The 16,736-nt window shown below is 68.2% G+C and carries 16 protein-coding genes; 12 read left to right on the top strand and 4 right to left on the bottom strand.

From position 1 onward, the window contains the following. Positions 1 to 11: 11 nt before the first annotated feature. Entirely contained in the window at positions 12 to 989 is a 978-nt protein-coding gene (locus AC1DF3_RS27625) for a S1C family serine protease (RefSeq protein WP_478141517.1), read from the bottom strand. An 87-nt stretch (positions 990 to 1,076) separates the two neighbouring features. On the opposite strand from AC1DF3_RS27625, the gene AC1DF3_RS27620 reads away from it, so the two are divergent. After that, positions 1,077 to 1,937: a TatD family hydrolase gene (locus tag AC1DF3_RS27620; protein WP_478141516.1), complete on the top strand. Its 861-nt coding sequence runs from the start codon at positions 1,077 to 1,079 to the stop codon at positions 1,935 to 1,937. A gap of 124 nt (positions 1,938 to 2,061) precedes the next feature. Further along, on the top strand, positions 2,062 to 2,430 hold the full coding sequence (locus tag AC1DF3_RS27615) for a hypothetical protein (protein WP_286534450.1): 369 nt from the start codon (positions 2,062 to 2,064) through the stop codon (positions 2,428 to 2,430). 47 nt (positions 2,431 to 2,477) lie between these two features. On the opposite strand, the gene AC1DF3_RS27610 is transcribed toward AC1DF3_RS27615, so the two are convergent. Beyond that, the gene (locus AC1DF3_RS27610; RefSeq protein ID WP_286534449.1) at positions 2,478 to 3,308 is read right to left on the bottom strand and encodes a mechanosensitive ion channel family protein; all 831 of its coding nucleotides are present in this window, start codon (positions 3,306 to 3,308) and stop codon (positions 2,478 to 2,480) included. 53 nt (positions 3,309 to 3,361) lie between these two features. Here AC1DF3_RS27610 and AC1DF3_RS27605 point away from each other — a divergent pair, with 53 nt between their 5' ends. From AC1DF3_RS27605 to AC1DF3_RS27585, 5 genes are all read left to right on the top strand, one after another. Beyond that, complete coding sequence (locus tag AC1DF3_RS27605) at positions 3,362 to 3,895, top strand: DNA-deoxyinosine glycosylase (protein WP_286534447.1); 534 nt, start codon at positions 3,362 to 3,364, stop codon at positions 3,893 to 3,895. Further along, the gene (locus AC1DF3_RS27600) at positions 3,892 to 4,635 is read left to right on the top strand and encodes a class I SAM-dependent methyltransferase (RefSeq protein WP_286534445.1); all 744 of its coding nucleotides are present in this window, start codon (positions 3,892 to 3,894) and stop codon (positions 4,633 to 4,635) included. The genes AC1DF3_RS27605 and AC1DF3_RS27600 overlap by 4 nt, the downstream gene beginning before the upstream one ends. A gap of 7 nt (positions 4,636 to 4,642) precedes the next feature. Then, positions 4,643 to 6,430, top strand: coding sequence for a type IV pilus assembly ATPase TfpB (gene tfpB / locus AC1DF3_RS27595; RefSeq protein WP_286524947.1), 1,788 nt, complete (start codon positions 4,643 to 4,645; stop codon positions 6,428 to 6,430). Between the two features lie 104 nt (positions 6,431 to 6,534). Beyond that, positions 6,535 to 7,023, top strand: a complete 489-nt coding sequence (locus AC1DF3_RS27590) for a tripartite tricarboxylate transporter TctB family protein (RefSeq protein WP_478141515.1) — start codon at positions 6,535 to 6,537, stop codon at positions 7,021 to 7,023. A 10-nt stretch (positions 7,024 to 7,033) separates the two neighbouring features. Beyond that, positions 7,034 to 8,545 (top strand): tripartite tricarboxylate transporter permease, encoded by a 1,512-nt coding sequence (locus AC1DF3_RS27585; protein ID WP_286534442.1) that lies wholly within the window; start codon positions 7,034 to 7,036, stop codon positions 8,543 to 8,545. A gap of 54 nt (positions 8,546 to 8,599) precedes the next feature. On the opposite strand, the gene AC1DF3_RS27580 is transcribed toward AC1DF3_RS27585, so the two are convergent. Continuing rightward, positions 8,600 to 9,529: a LysR family transcriptional regulator gene (locus tag AC1DF3_RS27580; protein WP_286534441.1), complete on the bottom strand. Its 930-nt coding sequence runs from the start codon at positions 9,527 to 9,529 to the stop codon at positions 8,600 to 8,602. A gap of 97 nt (positions 9,530 to 9,626) precedes the next feature. On the opposite strand from AC1DF3_RS27580, the gene AC1DF3_RS27575 reads away from it, so the two are divergent. From AC1DF3_RS27575 to AC1DF3_RS27555, 5 genes are all read left to right on the top strand, one after another. Beyond that, positions 9,627 to 10,598 carry a Bug family tripartite tricarboxylate transporter substrate binding protein gene (locus AC1DF3_RS27575; protein ID WP_286534439.1) on the top strand — a complete coding sequence of 324 codons (972 nt, stop codon included), beginning with the start codon at positions 9,627 to 9,629 and terminating at the stop codon, positions 10,596 to 10,598. A 1-nt stretch (position 10,599) separates the two neighbouring features. After that, positions 10,600 to 12,213: a gamma-glutamyltransferase family protein gene (locus AC1DF3_RS27570; RefSeq protein ID WP_478141514.1), complete on the top strand. Its 1,614-nt coding sequence runs from the start codon at positions 10,600 to 10,602 to the stop codon at positions 12,211 to 12,213. A gap of 92 nt (positions 12,214 to 12,305) precedes the next feature. Beyond that, on the top strand, positions 12,306 to 13,226 hold the full coding sequence (locus tag AC1DF3_RS27565; RefSeq protein WP_478141513.1) for a DMT family transporter: 921 nt from the start codon (positions 12,306 to 12,308) through the stop codon (positions 13,224 to 13,226). A 16-nt stretch (positions 13,227 to 13,242) separates the two neighbouring features. Next, the gene (locus AC1DF3_RS27560) at positions 13,243 to 14,040 is read left to right on the top strand and encodes an SDR family oxidoreductase (protein WP_286534433.1); all 798 of its coding nucleotides are present in this window, start codon (positions 13,243 to 13,245) and stop codon (positions 14,038 to 14,040) included. A 23-nt stretch (positions 14,041 to 14,063) separates the two neighbouring features. Beyond that, on the top strand, positions 14,064 to 15,047 hold the full coding sequence (locus AC1DF3_RS27555) for a quinone oxidoreductase family protein (protein ID WP_301813871.1): 984 nt from the start codon (positions 14,064 to 14,066) through the stop codon (positions 15,045 to 15,047). A gap of 1 nt (position 15,048) precedes the next feature. Here AC1DF3_RS27555 and AC1DF3_RS27550 read toward each other — a convergent pair whose 3' ends face one another. After that, the gene (locus AC1DF3_RS27550; RefSeq protein ID WP_478141512.1) at positions 15,049 to 16,704 is read right to left on the bottom strand and encodes a Na/Pi cotransporter family protein; all 1,656 of its coding nucleotides are present in this window, start codon (positions 16,702 to 16,704) and stop codon (positions 15,049 to 15,051) included. Positions 16,705 to 16,736 lie beyond the last annotated feature (32 nt).

Raw genomic sequence — 16,736 nt, 5'->3', positions numbered from 1 at the left:
GGTCGATGGGATCAGAAGGGTGGCGAGCCGGCGGCGGTGGCGGCGTTCTCGATCGGCACCGCGAAACCGATGCCGATGAAGGTGCGCTGCTGGGTCGGGTTCAGGATGGCGGTCACGATGCCGAGCACCTCGCCGTCCATGTTGATCAGCGGGCCGCCCGAGTTGCCGGGGTTGGCGGCCGCATCGAACTGGATCAGGTTGCCGAGTTCCTGCTTGCCTTCGGGCGAGCGGAAGGAGCGGTTGAGGCCGGACACCACGCCGGCCGAGACCGACGGGCCGATGCCGAATGGGAAGCCGACCGCCACCACCTGGTCGCCGGGCATCAGGTCGGCGGTCGAGCGCATGGTGGCCGGGATCAGGTCGTCGGGCAGCTTCTGCGCCTGCAGCACGGCCAGGTCGTTCTCGGGCTGCAGGGCGGTGATGGTGGCCGGCGATTCGAGGCCGTCGGCGAAGGTGACGCGGATGCTCTCGGCGCCCGCGACCACGTGCAGGTTGGTCAGGATCACGCCCTTGTCGACGATGACCACGCCGGTGCCGACGCCGCGCTCGACCTGCTTGCCGGGCACTTCGTCGGTGGCTTCGGGCGGCTTGCCCTTGGCCATGTTGCGGCCGCGCTTCTCGGTCTTGGCCTCGGGCGTGGTCTTTTCGGTGCCGTAGCCCACCACGCGCACCACGGAGGGGCGGATGATCTCTGCCGCCCGGGCCGCGGGCGAGGGCAGGGACTGGGTCTGCAGGGTGCGCAGCACGGCCGCGTCGATGTCCTTCTGGGTCAGCGTCTGCGCGCCGTGGCGGGGCCAAAGGTAGGCGCCGGTGCCGCCCATGGCGACGATCATGGCGAGCAGCAGGCCGAAACTGCGCCGGCCCGGTTGCCAGGGTGGCCGGGGTGTCTTCGTCGGGGCCTGGGCCGACTCGACCTCGGCGGACGCACCGGGTGCGGCCGCATCCTGCGGCCCTCGGGGTGAGCGGCTGTAGAAAGCAGGCCTGCGCATGGGCACCTCCGGGCTAAAGAGAGTCGGCGTAGCAATCACGGTAGCACGCTTTCCGCGGCCTTGCATCCCTTCGGGCATCATCTCGCGATGCCCTTCTTCGTCGACACCCACTGCCACCTCGATGCGCCGGAATTCGGAGCCGAGATGCCCCGCATCCGGGCCCGCGCAAGTCAGGTCGGCGTCGGGTTCTGCGTGATTCCCGCGGTGGCCGCGTTCAATTTCGCGACGGTGCGCGAACTCGCGCACCTGCAGGGCGACGGCTACGCGCTGGGCATCCATCCGCTGTGCACCGACGCCGCGCGCGACGAGGACCTGGCACTGCTCGACGACGAACTGGGCCGCCGTCGCGACGACCCGCGGCTGGTGGCGGTAGGCGAAATCGGCCTCGACGACTTCGTTCCGGGCCTGGACGCCGGCAAGCAGGAGCGCTTCTTTCACACTCAGTTGCAACTGGCGCGCAAGCACGGGCTGCCGGTGATCATGCATGTCCGCCGTTCGGTGGACAAGGTGCTCAAGCACCTGCGCCAGGTTGCGCCCGGTCAGCGCTGGCAAGGCATCGCGCATGCTTTCAACGGCAGCGAGCAGCAGGCCCAGGCGTGCATCGACCTGGGGCTGAAGCTGGGCTTCGGCGGCGCCGTGACCTTCGAGCGCGCCCTGCAGCTGCGTCGGCTCGCCGCCACGCTGCCACTGGAGGCGATCGTCCTGGAGACCGACGCGCCCGACATCCAGCCGCACTGGCTCTACCGGACGCAGGCGCAGCGGGACGCAGGCGATGCGCAGGGGCGCAACGAGCCCGGCGAACTGCCGCGCATCGCGGAGGTGGTGGCGGGCCTGCGCGGGATCGAACCGGCCGCCCTGGCGGAAGCGACCACGCGCAATGCCGCCGCCGCCCTGCCGCGTCTGCACCCGCTGATCGGCCTGTCGGCCGACCGGCCGGACCGCACGTAGGCGAAGGTGCCGATTTGGCCCGGGCGCTGTGCGCCAGCGGTTTTTGGTGTCATCCTTTGGCCCCGTGCACCCGTTGCATGACAGTGGCAAGCCAGTCACTCCAACTCATACAAGGAGCTTTCCCATGAATTCATCCATCGTTCGTACCCTGCCGGCCGCGCTGGCCTTGGCGCTCGCCTGCATCGGCGGCGCGGCGGTCGCGCAGACCACCACCCAGAAGGCCGAGAACGCAGGCGAGAAGGCCTGGGACGCCACCAAGAAGGACACCGAAAAGGCCTGGGACGCGACCAAGCACGGTTCCGAAAAAGCCTGGGACGCGACCAAGCACGGCACCAAGAAGGCCGTGAAGGCCACCGAGAAGGGTGCCAAGGCGACCGGCAAGGCGGTCGACAACGTGGCCAGCGATGCGGCCGCAGGCACGCGCAAGGTCGGCGACAAGATCGGCGAGAAGATCCCCGGCACGGAGCAGAACGAAGCCGCCAAGAAGCCCTGAGCAGCTCGCCCGGCCTCAAGGAAAAAACCCGCCGCGGCGGGTTTTTTTCATGCCGTGGCCGGCGGCGTGACGTTGCGGTGGACCAGCGGTGTCTCGGGCGTCGGATAGCCAGCGGCGCCGAAGGTGCTGACGATCGCCTTGTGGGTGTCGAAGTACACCTGCCAGTAGTGGTCGGTGTGGGTGTAGGGCCGGACCGCCAGCAGCGGTCCTTCGGGCGTGAACTGCAGGATCTCGACATCCGGCGGCTGCTCGGTCGAGACGTTGGCGATCCGGCTCACTGCTTCCTTGAGCAGCGCGATGGCCTGGACGGGGTCGACGCCGTTGGCGATCTTGGCGGTGACGTCGACCCGGCGGAACGGCAGCTGGCTGAAGTTCTGGATCGGGTCCGAGAGCACCTTGTTGTTGCCGACCGTGGTGATCACGTTGTCCGGCGTGATCAGGGTGGTGCCGAACAGGCCCAGTTCCTTGACGGTGCCGGTGATGCTGCCGCCCACCGTGACGAAGTCGCCGACCCGGTAGGGCCGCAGCACCTGCAGGAACACCCCGGCGGCGAAATGCGTCAGCAGGCCGCCCCAGGCGGTGCCGATCGCCAGTCCGGCGCCGGCCAGCAGCACGGCGAACGAGGTGGTGCGCACGCCGAACATGTCGAGGATCGAAAGAATCAGGACGATGTTGAGCAGCACGCCGAGGATCGACACCAGGTAGTGGCTCAGCGTGGGATCCATCCGCTTGCCGCGCTCCAGGGCCTTGGCGACCAGGCGCTGCGCCAGGCCGATCAGCCAGCGACCGACGGCCCAGGCGATCAGGGCGCCGATCACTTTCAGGCCAAAATCCACGCCTTGCGTCGTCAGGAAAATCCAGATCGCTTCCGTATTCATTTCTTCTCCTCGCAGGCGCCGATGCTTCGGCCAGCCGTGCAGCGTTCTTCGTCATGAATAAGCCGGTCTCGCGCCCAGGCGACGCCAAGGCCGTGCTCACGGGGCTCGCGCCAATCGTTTCCGGGAACACCGCCTTGTTGATCCTCGGCAGCTTTCCTGGAGCCCGGTCGATCGCGCAGCAGCGGTATTATGCGCACCCGCAGAATCATTTCTGGAAGATTTTGCAGGCGCTGTGGCCCGGAAAGCCGCTGCCAGCGGGCGAAGACAGCTATGAAAAGCGTAGCGCCTGGCTGCTCGACCGCGGCCTGGGGGTGTGGGACGTCTATGCCAGCTGCGAACGCGAAGGCAGCCTCGATTCGGCCATCCGCGACCCGGTCGCGAACGACATCGCGAGCCTGCGGCTGCCCCGGCTCGCCGCCATCGCGCACAACGGCGCGGAGAGTTTCCGGCATGCGCGGCACACGCAGGCGCTGGGCGTGCCGGTGCACCGGCTGCCCTCGTCGAGTGCGGCCAATGCGAGCTGGCCCTTCGATCGCAAGGTCGAGGCCTGGCGCGAAGTCTTTGAAAGGTACCTGGTCATCCCATGAAGCTCTCCCTTCCCGAGGTCAATTTCTCCGACTGGGGCGACGTCCGCTACCTGCACCTCGGCACCGAATGGGTGCAGGGCTCGATGAAGCTCGATGCACCTTTCGAGATCGAGCTCGAGTACGTGCAGCGCATGATGGCCTGGCTGCTGTTCGTCGACCCCGCGAGCGTCGCGAAGCTGCATGCGATGCAGCTCGGCCTGGGGGCGGCGAGCCTGACCAAGTTCTGCCGCAAGACCTTGCGCATGCGCACCACCGCGGTCGAGCTGAACCCGCAGGTGGTGGCGGCCTGCCGCGGCTGGTTCAAGCTGCCGGCCGACGACGCCAAGCTCGAGATCGTGGTTGCCGATGCCGCCGCCGAAATCCGCAAGCCGCGCTGGCACGGCACGGTCGACGCGCTCCAGGTCGACCTCTACGACCACGAGGCGGCGGCGCCGGTGCTCGACAGCGAGGCCTTCTATGCCGATTGCCGTGCGCTGCTCACGGAGGACGGTGCGATGACGGTCAACCTCTTCGGTCGCTCGTCGAGCTACGAGCGCAGTCTCGAGAAGATCGTGACCGCCTTCGGTGCCGAGGCGGTCTGGGCCTTCAAGCCGACGCGCGAGGGCAACACCGTGGTGCTGGCCCAGGCGAGCGCCAGCCGTCCGAAGCGTCCCGCGCTTGCCGACCGGGCCCAAAGCATCCAGACTCGCTGGGGCCTGCCTGCGCCGAAGTGGCTGCGGGTGTTCAAACCGCAGAGTTGACCGCCTCATGAGCGCCTTGCCCGCCACCGCATCCGATGCCGCCCGCCACGAAGGGCCCCTGGTCCTGCGCCACCTGATCGAATGGCTGGCCAAGGATGGCCTGATCTCGCCGGTCGAGGCCAAGCGCACGCTGGCGCGCTGCGCCCAGGCCGAGAGCCGCCAGCCGCCGATGGTGCGGCTGGCCAATGTCGCGATGACCCGCGAGAGCGACGGCAAGCCGCTCGACCTCGAGATGCTGACGCAGTGGCTGGCCGGCCGGGCCGGGCTGGCCTACCTGCGCATCGATCCGCTCAAGGTCGACGTCGGCAAGGTGGCCGACACCATGAGCGCGGCCTACGCCGAGCGGCACAAGGTGCTGCCGGTGCAGGTCACGGCCAGCGAGGTGGTGGTGGCCACGGCCGAGCCCTTCCTGACCGACTGGATCGCCGAGGTCGAGCGCCAGTCGCGCCGTTCGGTACGCCGGGTGGTCGCCAATCCGACCGACATCCAGCGCTACACGGCGGAGTTCTTCTCGCTCGCCAAGTCGGTGCGCGCGGCGCAGAAGGCCGGCGGCAACACCGGCGGCGCCAGCTTCGAACAGCTGGTCGAGCTCGGCAAGAGCAACAAGCAGCTCGACGCCAACGACCAGAGCGTCGTGCAAGTGGTCGACTGGTTGTGGCAGTACGCCTTCGACCAGCGCGCGAGCGACATCCACCTCGAGCCCAGGCGCGACCAGGGCATGATCCGTTTCCGCATCGACGGCGTGCTGCATCCGGCCTACCAGATGCCGATGGGCGTGCTGAACGCCATGGTGGCGCGCATCAAGCTGCTGGGGCGGATGGACGTAGTCGAGAAGCGGCGTCCGCTCGATGGCCGCATCAAGACCCGCAACCTGCGCGGCGACGAGGTCGAGATGCGGCTGTCGACCTTGCCCACGGCCTTCGGCGAGAAGATGGTGATGCGGATCTTCGACCCCGACACCGCGGTCAAGGACCTCGACGCCCTCGGCTTCGTCCCGCACGACGCCCAGCGCTGGGAAAAGCTCGTGACGCGTCCGCACGGCATCATCCTGGTGACCGGGCCGACCGGCTCCGGCAAGACCACCACGCTGTACTCCACGCTCAAGCGTATCGCGACCGAGGAGGTCAACGTCAGCACGGTCGAGGACCCGATCGAGATGATCGAGCCCTCGTTCAACCAGACGCAGGTGCAGCACCAGCTCGACTTCGGCTTCACCGAAGGACTGCGGGCGCTCATGCGGCAGGACCCGGACATCATCATGGTCGGCGAGATCCGCGACCTCGCCACCGCCGAGATGGCGGTGCAGGCGGCGCTCACCGGCCACCTGGTCTTCAGCACCCTGCACACCAACGACGCGCCGAGCGCGATCACGCGGCTGATGGAACTGGGCGTGCCCTCCTACCTGATCACCGCGGTGATGCTCGGCGTGCTGGCGCAGCGGCTGGTGCGCACGCTGTGCCCCAACTGCAAGCAGCCCGACGAGACGGTCACGCGCGAGAAACTGGCCGAGTTCGTCAAGCCCTGGCAGATCAGCGGTTCGGTGCGGGCCTACAAGCCGGTCGGCTGCGTCGACTGCCGTATGACCGGCTACATGGGCCGCATGGGCCTCTACGAGCTGCTGAGCGTCAGCGAAGAATTCAAGGCCCTGGTCACGAAGGAACCGAACACCATCGGCCTGCGCCGCCAGGCCGTGGTCGACGGCATGCGGCCGCTGCGGCTGGCCGGCGCGCTGCGGGTCGCCGAAGGCGTGACCACGATCGAGGAAGTGCTCAGCGCCACCCCGCCACTGGAGTGAGGCAACCAGGGATTACCCTGAAAAACCGATAGGTGGAATCCACATCGAGCTGACTGTCACCTGACCACACAATCTCCGATCGAGTTTTTTCGTGGAGACTGTTCGTGAAAATCAAGAGTCAGAAAGACTTCTTCTCGGGGGTGATGTTCGCCGTCGTCGGAGTCGCCTTCGCCTGGGGGGCGACGACCTACAACGTCGGCAGCGGCGCCCGCATGGGCCCCGGCTACTTCCCGCTGATGCTGGGCATCCTGATGGCCCTGATCGGCCTCGTGATCATGTTCACCGGCCTCACGGTCGAGACCGAGGACGGCGAGCTGATCGGCAAATGGGCCTGGAAGCAGGTGGCCTACATCCTCGGCGCCAACCTGGCCTTCGGCGTGCTGCTCGGCGGACTGCCCAGCGTCGGCGTGCCGGCCATGGGTCTGATCATCGCGATCTATGCCCTGGTCATCATCTCCAGCCTGGCCGGCGCCCACTTCGAACTGCCCAAGGTGCTGATCCTCGCGACGGTGCTCGCGATCGGCAGCTACATCGCCTTCATCTGGGCGCTCAAGCTGCAGATCCAGGTCTGGCCTACCTTCATCACGGGCTGAGGACCGGCAAATGGAACTCCTAAACAATCTCTCCCTCGGTTTCGGTGTCGCGTTCACCTTCACCAACCTGCTGTACTGCCTGGTCGGCTGTATTCTCGGCACGCTGATCGGCGTGCTGCCGGGCATCGGCCCGGTCGCCACCATCGCGATGCTGCTGCCGGCGACCTATGCACTGCCGCCGGTGTCGGCCCTGATCATGCTGGCCGGCATCTACTACGGCGCCCAGTACGGCGGCTCCACCACCGCCATCCTGGTCAACCTGCCGGGCGAATCGTCCTCGGTCGTGACCGTGATCGACGGCTACCAGATGGCACGCAAGGGGCGGGCCGGGCCTGCGCTTGCTGCGGCCGGCCTCGGCTCGTTCTTCGCCGGCTGCGTGGGCACGCTGATCCTGGCCGCCTTCGCGCCGCCGCTGACCGAACTGGCCTTCAAGTTCGGCCCGGCCGAGTATTTCTCGCTGATGATCCTGGGCCTGATCGGTGCCGTGGTGCTGGCCTCGGGTTCGCTGCTCAAGGCGATCGCGATGATCGTGCTCGGCCTGCTGCTGGGCCTGGTCGGCACCGACGTCAACTCGGGCGTGGCGCGCTTCAGCTTCGACATCCCCGAACTGACCGACGGCATCGGCTTCGTCGCCATCGCCATGGGCGTGTTCGGCTACGGTGAAATCATCGCCAACCTGTCGCGGCCGGAAGAAGACCGCGAAGTCTTCACCGCCAAGGTCTCCGGCCTGTTCCCGACCAAGGAAGACTTCAAGCGCATGCTGCCCGCCGTGCTGCGCGGCACGGCGCTCGGCGCGGCGCTGGGCATCCTGCCCGGCGGCGGCGCGCTGCTGGCGGCCTTCGCGGCCTACACCATCGAGAAGAAGACCAAGCTGCATCCGGGCGAAGTGCCGTTCGGCAAGGGCAACATCCGCGGCGTGGCCGCGCCCGAGTCGGCCAACAACGCCGGCGCCCAGACCTCCTTCATCCCGCTGCTCACGCTGGGCATTCCGCCCAACGCCGTGATGGCGCTGATGGTCGGCGCGATGACGATCCACAACATCCAGCCGGGTCCGCAGGTCATGACCAGCAACCCCGAGCTGTTCTGGGGCCTGATCGCCTCGATGTGGCTCGGCAACGCGATGCTGATCATCCTGAACCTGCCGCTGATCGGCATGTGGATCAAGCTGCTGTCGGTGCCCTACAAGTACCTGTTCCCGGCGATCGTGCTGTTCTGTGCCATCGGCGTCTACTCGACCAACAACAACACCTTCGACATCTGGATGGTGGCGGCCTTCGGCTTCATCGGCTATGCCTTCTTCAAGCTGGGCTGCGAGCCGGCGCCGCTGCTGCTGGGCTTCATCCTGGGGCCGATGATGGAAGAGAACCTGCGCCGCGCCCTGCTGTTGTCGCGCGGCGACTGGATCGTCTTCGTGACGCGGCCGATCTCGGCCGGCCTGCTGGCCGCGGCGCTGCTGCTGCTGATCATCGTGCTGCTGCCGGCGGTGAAGTCCAAGCGCGAAGAAGCCTTCGTCGAGGATTGATCCCCTTCGCCTCGCGGCAAGCAAGAAAACGGCGCCTTCGGGTGCCGTTTTTTTTTATGCCGGCTTGGGCGCGCGCGGCGGCTTCATGTGCTGCCGCGCCATGGCCAGGAAGGCCAGGGCGGCGGGGTTGAGCGGATGCTTGGCCAACCGCACGGCGACCACCGGATATTCCAGCGTCGGGCGCGTGACCGCCACCGCCCGCAGGTTGCCCGGCATCAGGACCTCGACGTAGCGCGGCAGCAGCGCGACGCCGGCACCGGCCTGGATCAGCCCGAAGGCCGTCGACAGCATCGACACGTGATGGGCCACCCGCGGATACACGTTGGCCACGCTCGACAGCTGCCGGCTGACCGCGCGCCAGATGTTGGCGTCCGGATTGACATGGATGAACGGCAGTGACTCCAGGTGGCGGGCATCGATCACCACCCGCTGCGCCAGCGGGTGGTCGTCGCGAACGAACAGGGCCATCCGCTCGACGAACAGCGGCTCGGTCGCCAGTTCCGAATGCCGCTGGCCGATGTCCGAGCCGAAGCCCAGGTCGGCCTCCTGCGACAGGATCCGCGAAATCATCTGCTCGGCCGTGCTGTCCATCAGCGTGGTCGCGAGCGCCGGGTACTGCTGCGAGAAGCGGCCCAGCAGGGGCGGCAGCAGGGCGCCCGCCGTGAGGTGGCCCACCGCCAGCACCACGCGCCCTTCGCGAAGCTGGGACTGCGAGCGGCAGGCGCCGACCGACTCGTCGATCAGCCGCAGCGCACGCACCGCGGTGTCGACCATCATCTGGCCCGCATTGGTGATGCGGATGCGGCGACCGCGCACGACCAGCGGCTGTCCGAGCTCGTGTTCCATGCGCTTGATCAGGTGGCTGATCGCGGGCTGGGTCAGCTGCAGGGCCTCCGCCGCCAGGGTGAAGCTGCCGGTGTCGGCGACCGCCGCCAGCGCCCGCAGCTGTTGCAGGGAGATCTCTTCGCCGGCGATCCGAGTCATAAATTCAATTCATAGTTCGATAAACCGGATTATCTGGCTTGATGCGCCAGCCTTGCATAGCATCGGAATTCCGTCCACAGGGAACAAAATCGAGACCATGAAACGAATCCAGTTCATCCAGGCCTGCGCCGCTGCGTTGTGCCTGGCAGCGTCCTCCGCCAGCCTCGCGCAGGGCTATCCGACCAAGCCGATCCGCCTGATCGTGCCGTTTCCGGCCGGCGGCGCCACCGACCTGTTCGCGCGCACCTTGTCGCAGAAGATGGGCGAGAAGCTCGGCACCACGCTGGTGATCGACAACAAGCCCGGCGCCGGCGGCGCGATCGGTTCCGACATGGCCGCCAAGGCGACGCCCGACGGCTACACGCTGCTGCTGGCCACCACCAGCACCCATTCGATCGGCCCGGCGATCACCCCCAAGCTGCCCTACGACACGGTGCGCGACTTCACGCCGATCGCCCACGTGGGCGATGCGCCGAGCATCATGCTGGTGCCCAACAACTCGCCCGCCAAGACGGTGCGCGAGTGGATCGACTACGCCAAGAAGAACCCCGGCAAGCTCAACTACGCGTCGAGCGGCAACGGCACGATCGTCCAGCTCACGGCCGAGCTGTTCAAGTCGCAGGCCGGCGTGTTCGTCACCCACATCCCGTACAAGGGCACGGCGCTGGCGATCCCCGACCTGATCACCGGCAAGGTCGACGTGCTGTTCGATTCGCTGCCGACCGGCATGCCGCACGTGCGCGACGGCCGGCTGCGTGCGCTGGGCGTGACCACGCTCAAGCGCAGCCCGCTGGCGCCCGAGCTGCCGCCGATCGCCGATGTGCTGCCGGGCTTCGAGTCCAACACCTGGTTCGGCCTCTATGGCCCGAAGGGCCTGCCGGCCGACATGGTGGCCCGCATCAACACGGCCGCCAACCAGTCGCTGAGCGACCCCGAGGTGCGCGACAAGCTGGCGCGCCTGGGCATCGAGCCCACCACCAGCACGCCGGCGCAGCTCGCGAGCCTGGTGGCGGCCGACGCGGCCAAGTGGAAGCAGATCATCACCGACAGGAAGATCACGGGCGACTGACATGAAATTCGACTACGCAAACCCCTACACCACGACCCGCATTCCGGTCTTCGCCCGCAACGTCGTCTCGACCTCGCACCCGCTGGCGGCCCAGGCCGGCCTGCGGATCCTGCAGCAGGGCGGCAATGCGGTCGACGCCGCGGTGGCGACCGCGGCGGTCATGACGCTGGTCGAGCCGGTCAGCAACGGCCTCGGCAGCGATGCCTTCTGCATCCTCTGGGACGGCAAGAAGCTGCATGGCCTCAACGCCTCGGGCTGCGCGCCCGCTGCGTGGACGCCCGAATACTTCCGCAAGAAGCACGGCGCCGACGCCGCGACGCCGCCGATGCGCGGCATGGACTCGGTCACGGTGCCGGGTGCGGTGGGCAGCTGGGTCGCGCTGTCGGAGCGCTTCGGCAAGCTGCCCTTCGCCGACCTCATGGCGCCGGCGATCGAGATCGCCGAGCGCGGCTACCTGATGCCGCCGGTGGTGCAGCAGAAGTGGGCCGCGGCGACGCCGGTGCTCCAGTCGCAGCCCGGTTTCGCGCAGACTTTCCTGCCCTGGGGCCGCGCGCCCGAAGTCGGCGAACTGTTCCGCTTCCCGGCCGCGGCGCGCGCCTTGAAGGCCATCGCGGCCACCAAGGGCGACGCCTTCTACGGCGGCGAGATCGCCGCCGCGCTGGAGAAGTTCTCGAACCAGCACGGCGGCAGCCTGAAGGCCAGCGACCTCGCCGGCTGGAAGCCCGAATGGGTCGAGCCCATCGGCCAGGACTACCGCGGCCACCGGCTGCACGAGATCCCGCCCAACGGCCAGGGCATCGCGGCGCTGATCGCGCTCGGCATCCTCCAGCATTTCGACATCGGCTCGATCCCGGTCGACTCGGTGCGCTCCCAGCACCTGCAGATCGAGGCCATGAAGCTGGCTTTCGCCGACACCTACCGCTACGTGTCCGAGCCATCGTCGATGGAGGTGACACCGCTGCAAATGCTCGATGGCGCCTACCTGGCCTCGCGTGCCAAACTGATCGACGTGAACAAGGCGCAGGACTTCCAGGCCGGCAACCCGGTCAAGGGCGGCACCATCTACCTGACCGCGGCCGACGAGAGCGGCATGATGGTGAGCTTCATCCAGAGCAACTACATGGGCTTCGGCTCGGGCTGCGTCGAGCCCGAGTTCGGCATCAGCCTGCAGAACCGCGGCCACGGCTTCAGCCTCAAGGACGGCAGCCCGAACCTGGTGGCGCCGGGCAAGCGCCCGTTCCACACCATCATCCCGGCCTTCCTCACCAAGGACGGCGCGCCGGTCATGAGCTTCGGCGTGATGGGCGGCAACATGCAGCCGCAGGGCCACATGCAGACGCTGGTGCGCATGCTCGACTACGGGCAGAACCCGCAGGCGGCCTGCGACGCACCGCGCTGGCGCTTCAACTCCGGGGTCGAGATCAACGTCGAGGCCGCGATGGACCCGGCCACGGTGCAGGGGCTGTCGGCGCTAGGCCACAAGGTCGACGTCATCAACGACTCCTACCAGGATTTCGGCGCCGGCCAGTTCATCTGGCGCACGGGCGACCCGGCAGTCGAAGGCTACGTGGCCGCCAGCGATGCGCGCCGCGACGGCTTGGCCGCGGGGTTCTAGATGGCCCCCACGCTCCCCCACTGCGTGTGGGTCGCTGCCCCCCGAGGGGGCGCAGGCCGCCTTGGGGCGGCCCGGCGTCGGCCTGAGCCTTGATGCAAGCCCAGGCTGCGACGCACCACGCCGCACGCAAGAGCCTCGCGCCGGGCCTGGCGCTCGCCACCTTCGGCGCGATCGCCTTCAGCGGCAAGGCGATCATCGTCAAGCTGGCCTACCGTCACGGCGTCGACGCCGTGACGCTGATCATGCTGCGCATGCTGTTCGCGCTGCCGCTGTTCGCCCTGATGGCGTGGTGGGCCGGGCGCGGCAAGCCGGCGCTCACGCGGCGCGACTGGTTCGGGGTCGTCGGGCTGGGCTTCTCGGGCTACTACCTGTCGAGCTTTCTCGACTTCGCCGGCCTGGCCTACATCACGGCCAGCCTGGAGCGGCTGATCCTCTACCTCAACCCGACCCTGGTGCTGCTGTTCGGCTGGATCGTCTACCGGCGCCGCATCACGCGCTTGCAGTTCGCCGGCATGGCGGTCAGCTATTCGGGCGTGCTGCTGGTGTTCGGCCACGAAGTCAGCCTGGGCCAGAGCGCGGCCGCCGCCTGGGGCGCCCTGCTGGTGTTCCTGAGCGCGGTGAGCTATGCGGTCTACCTGGTCGCCAGCGGCGAGTTCGTCAAGCGGCTCGGCTCGCTGCGCCTGGTCGGGCTGGCGACCAGCGTGGCCTGCCTGCTGTGCATCGCCCAGTTCCTGCTGCTGCGGCCGATGAGCGCCGCCTTCGAGGTGGCGCCCGAGGTGATCTGGCTGTCGGTGCTCAACGCCACGCTGTGCACCGCGGTGCCTGTCCTCGCCGTCATGATGGCGATCGAGCGCATCGGCCCCGCGATGGCGGCACAAACGGGTATGGTCGGGCCGATGTCGACGATCCTGATGGGGGTGCTGCTGCTCGGCGAGCCCTTCACCCTCTGGATCGCGGCCGGCACGGTGCTGGTCGTCACCGGCATCTTTGTCTTCACACGAACGGGGCGCTGAGCCCGAAGGAATCAACATGGACCTGGGTATCGCAGGCAGGACGGCGCTGGTGGGCGGCGCCAGCAAGGGTTTGGGCTACGGCTGCGCCGAAGCGCTGGTGCGCGAGGGCGTCAACGTGGTGGTCATGGCGCGCGGCGCCGAGGCGCTGGACGCCGCGGCCAGGCAGCTGCAGGCCGTGGCGGCGACGGCGCCCGGCAAGCCCTTCGTGAAGCACGCGGCGGCCGACATCACGACCCCCGAAGGCCGCGCCGCGGCCTTTGCGCTGCATGCCGACTTCGACATCGTGGTCACCAATGCCGGCGGCCCGCCGCCCGGCGACTTCCGCGACTGGGACCGCGAGGCCTGGATCAAGGCGCTCGACGCCAACATGCTGACGCCGATCGAGCTGATCAAGGCCACGGTCGACGGCATGGCGGCGCGCGGCTTCGGGCGCATCGTCAACATCACCTCGAGTTCGGTCAAGGCGCCGATCGACATCCTGGGCCTGAGCAACGGCGCGCGCAGCGGCCTGACCGGCTTCGTCGCCGGCGTGGCGCGCACCGGGCTGGCAGCCAAGGGCGTGACCCTCAACAACCTGCTGCCGGGCGCGTTCGACACCGACCGGCTCAAGGGCACGCTGGTGGGCGCGGCCAAGAAGACCGGCCAGGACATCGACGCGATCCGCGCCAGCCGCCAGAAGAGCATCCCGGCCGGCCGCTTCGGCACCGCCGCCGAGTTCGGCGCCATCTGCGCCTTCCTCTGCAGCATGCATGCCGGCTACATCACCGGCCAGAACGTGCTGGCCGACGGCGGCGCCTACCCCGGAACCTATTGATCCACGTCGACCAGGAGACGCGAATGAAGAGCAAGGCAGTGCGCATCGACCGCCACGGCGGTCCCGAGGAACTCAAGATCGTCGAGGTCGAGGTCGGGGACCCCGGCCCCGGCGAGATCCGGATCCGCCACAAGGCCGTGGGCCTGAACTTCATCGACACCTACCAGCGCAGCGGGCTCTATCCGTTCGCGATGCCGCTGCAGCTGGGCATGGAGGCTTCGGGCGTGGTCGAGGCGGTGGGCGAGGGGGTCACGCACCTGAAGGCCGGCGACCGCGCGGCCTACGCCAGTCCGCCCCCGGGCTCCTACTGCGAGCTGCGCGTCATGCCGGCCAAGACCGTCTGCAGGCTGCCCGATGCGATCTCCTTCGAGACCGGCGCCGCGATGATGCTGAAGGGCCTGACGACCCAGTACCTGCTGCGCCGGACCTTGCCGGCCGAAGGCCTCCAGCCGGGCGACTTCATCGTCTTCCATGCCGCGGCCGGCGGCGTCGGCCTGATCGCCTGCCAATGGGCGAAGGCGCTCGGCCTGCAGCTCATCGGCACCGCCGGCACCGACGCCAAGTGCCAGCTCGCGCTGGCCCACGGCGCCGCGCATGCGATCAACTACAGCAAGGAGAACTTCGCCGAGCGCGTGAAGGAGATCACCGGCGGCAAGGGGGTCAAGGTGGTCTACGACTCGGTCGGCAAGGACACCTTCGAAGGCTCGCTGGCCTGCCTGCGGCCGTTCGGCCTGCTGGCGGTTTTCGGCAACGGCTCGGGTCCGGTGTCGGCCTTCAACCTCGGCCTGCTGGCCAAGGGCTCCTACTACGTCACGCGCCCGACGCTGTTCACCCACATCGCGACGCGCGAAACCACCCAGGCGATGGCGGACGAGCTGTTCGCGATCGTCGAGAGCGGCGCCGTGAAGATCCCGATCGACCAGCGCTACCCGCTCGAAGACGTGCAGCAAGCCCACCGCGATCTGGAAGCCCGCAAGACCACCGGCTGCACCATCCTCACGCTGTAGGCTAGAGCGTCCCGAGCCTTGACTCGCGCATCCGGGTCGGGGCCAGCGCGCCGGCCGACTCCAGGATCGGATAGGCGATCGAGCAGATGTGCGAGTTGATTCGCTTCAGGTCGCTGATCAGGTCGATGTGCAGCGAGCTGGTCTCGATGCTCAGCGTGGTCTGGTCCGACAGGCGTCCGAGGTGGGTGGTCGCGTAGGCGCGCTCCAGGTCGCGGAAGCGCGCCTTTTCCTCCAGCAGCCTCTGGGCGTCGCGCACGCTGCCGTTCAGGAACACGCTCATGCTCAGCCGCAGGTTGGCCACCAGCCGCTCGTGCAGCTCGACGATCTCGCGCATCCCGGCCTCGGAGAAGTTGCGCTGCGGCTTGATCTTCTTGTCCTCGATGTCGATCACCACACGCTCGATGATGTCGCCGATCTGCTCCATGTTGATCGTGAAGCTGATGATGTCGGTCCAGCGCCGGCTCTCTTCCTCGCCCAGCGCCTCGCGCGAGATCTTCGTCATGTAGTACTTGATGGCCGAGTACAGCTCGTCGACCGTGTCATCGAGCTTGCGCAGCTCCTGGGCCAGCCGCAGGTCGTTGTTGCGGATCACGTTGAGCACGCCGATCAGCATGGTCTCGACCACGTCGGCCTGGTGCAGCGCCTCGCGCGCCGCGTTGGAGATCGCCAGCGACGGCGTCGACAGGGCCGAGGGGTCCAGGTGCTGCTGGCGCCGCGTGGCGGCCGGCTCGGGCGGCTCCGGCAGCAGCCGCGTCACCAGCCCGGCGACCCAGTCGGTGAGCCCGATGAAGCCGAGGCTCACGAGCACGTTGAAGGCCAGGTGGTAGAGCACGACGAACTGCGTCGCGTCCGAGATGTAGGGCCGGACCTCGCGCAGCCAGAGGCCGACGAAAGGTGCCGCGATCGCGACGCCGAGCAGCTTGAAGAGCAGGTTGCCGACCGTGACCTGCCGGACGGCGACCGTCGACTTGGCCGTGGTCAGCACCGCCAGCAGGCCGCTGCCGAGGTTGGCGCCGAGCACCAGGCCCATGGCGACGTCGAGCGGCACCACGTTCGAGCTGGCCATCGCCGCCACCAGCAGGACCACCGCCAGGCTCGAATAGGCGACGATCGCGAGCGCGGCGCCGATCGTGATCTCGAGCAGCACGTCGCTGCCGAGGCTGCCCAGCAGTTCGCGCATCGCCTGGCCGGCAAACAGCGGTCCGGTGGCCGCGACCACCAGCTGCAGCGCGAGCAGCATCAGGCCGAGCCCGATCAGCACGCGCCCGACCCGCCCGGCCACGCTGGACGGCCGCGTGATGAACAGCACCACGCCGACGAAGATGAAGAGCGGCGACAGCCATGAGAGGTCGGCCGAGAACAGCACCGACATCAGCGCGGTGCCGATGTCCGCGCCGCGCATCACCGCCAGCGCGGCCGGCAGGGTCACGAGGCCCTGGCCGACGAAGGACGAGGTCATGAGCGAGGTCGCGGTGCTCGACTGCACCAGGGCCGTCACGCCGATGCCCGACAGGGCGGCCGTGAAGCGGTTGCGCATGCTCTGGACCAGGATCTTGCGCAGGTTCGCACCGAAGACGCGCAGCACGCCGGTGCGAACGAGATGGGTGCCCCACACCAGCAGCGCCACGGCTGCGAGCAGATTCAACAGATGCTTCATGGAAGGCGACGACTATACGCCGCCCTCGCAAG

This window comes from Variovorax sp. 10N432 (assembly GCF_056394465.1).
Note: the sequence above shows the minus strand (reverse complement) of the source record. Positions and strands in the feature narration are given on the sequence as shown.